The organism is Candidatus Cryptobacteroides sp., assembly GCF_056207615.1.
Map to the genome: position 1 here is coordinate 1 of NZ_JBAEER010000021.1, position 4,212 is coordinate 4,212.

General features: G+C 51.2%; 6 protein-coding genes and 1 tRNA gene. 1 reads left to right on the forward strand and 6 read right to left on the reverse strand.

Annotation, left to right across the window (positions count from 1 at the left end; genetic code table 11):
• Window positions 1-400 (forward strand): transposase (locus AC06ND_RS01220; RefSeq protein ID WP_475677175.1); only part of this gene is annotated, 400 nt, incomplete at its 5' end.
• Between the two features lie 46 nt (window positions 401-446).
• On the opposite strand, the gene AC06ND_RS01225 is transcribed toward AC06ND_RS01220, so the two are convergent.
• The 6 genes from AC06ND_RS01225 to AC06ND_RS01250 all read right to left on the reverse strand — a co-directional run bounded on the left by AC06ND_RS01225 (window position 447) and on the right by AC06ND_RS01250 (window position 3,983).
• Entirely contained in the window at window positions 447-1,016 is a 570-nt protein-coding gene (locus AC06ND_RS01225; protein ID WP_475677176.1) for an acyltransferase, read from the reverse strand.
• An 89-nt stretch (window positions 1,017-1,105) separates the two neighbouring features.
• A complete protein-coding gene (locus AC06ND_RS01230; RefSeq protein ID WP_475677177.1) occupies window positions 1,106-1,828 on the reverse strand; it encodes a DNA alkylation repair protein in 723 nt (240 codons plus the stop codon).
• Between the two features lie 2 nt (window positions 1,829-1,830).
• Window positions 1,831-2,394: a DUF255 domain-containing protein gene (locus AC06ND_RS01235; RefSeq protein ID WP_475677178.1), complete on the reverse strand. Its 564-nt coding sequence runs from the start codon at window positions 2,392-2,394 to the stop codon at window positions 1,831-1,833.
• Between the two features lie 10 nt (window positions 2,395-2,404).
• Window positions 2,405-2,477: transfer RNA gene (locus tag AC06ND_RS01240), tRNA-Pro, on the reverse strand.
• A 73-nt stretch (window positions 2,478-2,550) separates the two neighbouring features.
• Window positions 2,551-2,805 carry a 30S ribosomal protein S20 gene (rpsT, locus tag AC06ND_RS01245; RefSeq protein WP_475677179.1) on the reverse strand — a complete coding sequence of 85 codons (255 nt, stop codon included), beginning with the start codon at window positions 2,803-2,805 and terminating at the stop codon, window positions 2,551-2,553.
• Window positions 2,806-2,963: 158 nt separating this feature from the next.
• Window positions 2,964-3,983: a DUF4837 family protein gene (locus AC06ND_RS01250; RefSeq protein WP_475677180.1), complete on the reverse strand. Its 1,020-nt coding sequence runs from the start codon at window positions 3,981-3,983 to the stop codon at window positions 2,964-2,966.
• Between the last annotated feature and the right edge of the window lie 229 nt (window positions 3,984-4,212).

The window sequence follows — 4,212 nt, forward strand, 5'->3', positions numbered from 1 at the left end:
CTACGAAGACACTGACAAGAAGCGTCAGACCAGGAAGGTCTTCTTCTCAACTGACACCTCAATGTCTGCCCGCGATATCTTCGACATCTACCGGACGCGCTTCCAACTGGAGTTCGTCTTCCGCGATGCCAAGCAGTTCACTGGCCTCACTCACTGTCAGGCGAGGAACAAGGAGGCACTGTCGTTTGCCTTCAATGCTTCGCTCACTTCCGTCAACCTCGCAAGGGCCTTTGCCCGTCAGCAAGGGATGGATCTCTCGGTCGGTTCAACCAAAACCCTGCTGCATAACGCTGCAATGGTGGATCGATTTATTGCAATGTCCGGAAAATCCCCGAACATGCGATTAAATAATACTGATTTCAAAGAACTTTTATTCTACGGCGTTCGCGCCGCGGCGTAACTTTTATAAAATTAACGAACTATTGCCCCAATTCAAAGATTATCGGTCATTTCGGGGGACAAAAAGCCCATTTAAACCCCGGCAAACCAGCGGTTATGAAACGGTGTATGAACGGAATAAAGGTAGAGACAGCAAACAATCCCATGAAAATCCTCTCGTCCTTTGCCGACGATTTCTCAAACCACGGAGACACTATCGGAATGATGAGATACAGGCTTATCAGCGGATAGATGAACCAGAGATGTCCGGCCATCGACGGGAAATTCCATGGAATCATCTTCAGGTCGGCGACGCTCTGCTCCCAGCTCATCGCACCCCACAGAAGAGGCACCAGACAGTATGCCAGCATGAAGACGATGGTAGGCGGAACAATCCTGAGAAAGCGCTTGCGATAGAATTCCGACATCGTCGTCCCCGTCCTCATAGGCACAAGGAGGAAGGCCGAGAGCATCATGAGCAGAGGGACGCAGGTCCTGGCACAAAAACCGTCATAGAATGCCACCCAGAAGCGATTTGCCTCGTTAGCGAGCATGGACACATTGCCTGCCATTCCGGAGCTGTCAGCACCGTAAAAATTCTCTGAAGCATGTACGAGCATGACAAGAAAGCAAGCCACGACTCACAGGTAATCCGCAAAAACGATTCTCTCCTTTTCCATCTCTGAAATTGTTTTCCAAATATAGGAAAAGAGAGCGAAGTCAGCAATTATCTACGACCGAGATAGTGGTCGCGAACATCTGGCGAGAACCTTTCGATAGCATACCGCAGAGCGGTGCGAGGCATGGTCGAACAGCGAGGTTCAAGCCACGCCATCAGACGCGCCTGATCCCTCTTGCCTGCCTCACGAAGCAGCCACCCGACTGCCTTCTGGAGGAGATCGTGGAGAGGAGCCGGCTTCCGGAGGAAGATCTCGGCGATGCTGTATGTGTCGTCAAGCTCTCCATGTCGGAGCAGCTGCATGGTAGAAACGATTCCTATCCTCTGCTCCCATATTGTCTTGCCAGTTGCAGCCAGGTCATAGAGTATCTGCCTGCCGTGGGTAAGCACCCAGTCGCCGAGTATCTCATAGCAGCTGAGATCCACCAGATCCCAGTTATTGATGAATTCCGTATTGGAGAGATAGAAGTCCACGCACTGTCGCCTCAAGACCTCATCCTTCTTTGCGTGCTTGTATTTCTGTACGAGAGCAAGAAGAGCCGCCAGCCTGATCTCATGGTACTCGCTCTGGAGGCACTGCCCTACCTCTTCCATGGTCAGGTCCTTCCACAGTTCCTTGACGACAGCCCTGGTAACAGGGACCTTGACACCAAGGAAAACGTCTCCCTCGCCATACTGGCCCGGACCGGTCTTGAAAAAACGTGACAGGCCCTCCACCTGCGAAGGGTCACGACGTTCGAGCATCGCTCCATACAACTTGTTATTGTCCATGTTTATCTGCCCAAGGCCTTGGGAGTCCAATTCTTGAAGAAACGGAGCACCTTCTCGCGGTCATATCCATTGCCTTCCTCAAGGAAACTCGAGTCCTGGGTATGGAGAACCTTGCCATCCTGGTCAAGCACGACGAAGACCGGGAATCCAAAACGCACCGGATTGCCGAGCATGTCCATTGCTTCGGTGAAGCGTATGCGCTTGCCGTTGGAGTCAGTCTTGTCAACATTGATATGGGCATAGACGAAGCTCTCGTCAATGAGCTTTGATATCTCTTCATCCTTGAGCATGGAATCCGCAAAGAGAAGACACCATTTGCACCAGTTGCCGCCAACCTGACACACGACGAACCTGCCGCTGCGAGCAGCCTCCTCCACCGCATCTCGAATCTGTACCGCAGGATCGGCATCGTCGTCATAGACCGGATCGAAGTCCGCTGCGGAGAAGCCCGCCTTCACCATCTGTACGTTCTGGGCATCATCTTGAGCGGCGTTGTTGCCGGCACAAGAAGCAAGGACGGCCGACGCCATCAAGGCTCCGGCCATCATGTGTAAAGTTCTAATCATCTTCATGGTGTCGAGAAGAGGCGACTCGAACGCCCGACCCCTACGTCCCGAACGTAGTGCGCTACCAACTGCGCTACTTCTCGATTTTAAACATCGAGAGCCGGCTTCACAGCCGACTCTCTATTAGCTATAAGAAAACCTTTGAGGTTCCTTTCGTTATGAAAGCTTGTTGATGTAAACAGCGATACCGCTCTTGAGGTTAGCTGCCTTGTTCTTGTGGATGATACCCACCTTAGCGAGCTTGTCAATCATTGCGAATACCTTTGGAGCCTGTGCAGCAGCTGCTGCCTTGTCCTCAGTGTTCCTCAAAGAACGGATTGCGTTCCTGGTAGTCTTTGCATAATACCTGTTATGCATTCTGCGCCTTTCGCTCTGGCGAATGCGCTTCTGTGCTGATGCGTGATGTGCCATTACTGTATTTTTTATATTTTTCAGTAGTGGGTAGGAGAATCGAACTCCTATTGCGAGAATGAAAATCTCGAGTACTAGCCGTTATACGAACCCACCGTAATCCCACAGGATTCCAAAATTGGACTGCAAAGGTAAATAAAATATTTTAGTCCACAAAATTATTTTGTTTCCTTTTCCGGAGCCTCAGACCACTCGAAAGAGTAGAGAATCGACTCGACCTGACGGAGGTAATGACGCTTGTCATAGCGTGGTGCATAGACGAATGCCTCGAGCACGATGATGTCCTCTCCGTCCTGGCTGTAGAACGAATGAGAGACGAAAGGACCACCCATGTAATCGTTCGCAACCTCCCAGAGTCCCCTGGTCTCCGCGAACTCGCGACCCTTATATTTCATGTAGGTAACGCGAGGCTCCGCATAGGTGCTGGTGGTCATATATGTATTGTCGAACATTCCCGGAACATTGGCCTGGAGAACGCTGTTACGGTATCCGATGATGTTAGGCTGAGAGAACTCGTCCGCAGACTGGGTAGCAGGGTACTTGTATACGAAGATGTCCTGGTAGATGTAGGTGGACTCGTAGGCAAGCCAGAGGAAATCCTCAGTAGACTTCTTGATCTTATATCCTGAAGGCACCGCAAGCGCACCACCGGTCATGGCCTCGACCACCGGACGGATAGAGCGCTCCTCATAGAGCTTCGCGTTGTTGATGACGCGATCACGCTCAGCCTGCTCGATGAACGCAAGTATCTTGTCCATGTTCTCGAGGGTCAGCTCGTTCGCCTGCTCCTCATCCACGGCATTGATCTGGATGACGCACTGAGGGTGTGACCACACGTCGCTCTTGAACACCACGCCAGGGTTCGGAACCTGAGCGTTGATGTTATAGAGGAGAAGGTTCCTATGGATCTTGAAGATGTTAGTGAAGGTCGCAGGAGTGATGTTCACGAGGGTGTAGAGAGGCTCCGACTGAGGGAGGTAGTCGCAGTCACAGGCGAGGTTGTCGCGCACAGTGGTTCCGAGGAGGCCGTCCCACTCGCCCTTGTTTGCGACCACGATGACCTCTCCCGCCTTTCCACTGACGTTCGGGAGGAGTGCCTTGGTAGTCTTCTGTCCGCTACATGATGCCGCTGCCACGGCGATCACTGCGACGATCATTGTTCTGATGAATCTTTTCATATCTGTGTTTCCAGTTGAAATCCAAATAAAAGTGGATCTCGATTTATTAGTTAAACATTTATATTCTTTATAATCAACATCTTATCGACGTATATATTTTCAACTTCTTTTGATAGGGTGCGTGATGCCCCACCGACCTCTTGTGAAGGTCGAGATTCAGAACCCGTAAAATATCCTCGGTAAACAAACTTTCCACAGCGGTCATCCGGTTCGGTGCCGCAAGTTCCTG

Bases quoted from the DNA above. Each gene is read 5' to 3' on its own strand.
- AC06ND_RS01230 (WP_475677177.1), bottom strand. From the start codon at position 1,828: ATGGACAATAACAAGTTGTATGGAGCGATGCTCGAACGTCGTGACCCT.
- AC06ND_RS01235 (WP_475677178.1), bottom strand. From the start codon at position 2,394: ATGATTAGAACTTTACACATGATGGCCGGAGCCTTGATGGCGTCGGCC.
- rpsT (WP_475677179.1), bottom strand. From the start codon at position 2,805: ATGGCACATCACGCATCAGCACAGAAGCGCATTCGCCAGAGCGAAAGG.
- AC06ND_RS01250 (WP_475677180.1), bottom strand. From the start codon at position 3,983: ATGAAAAGATTCATCAGAACAATGATCGTCGCAGTGATCGCCGTGGCA.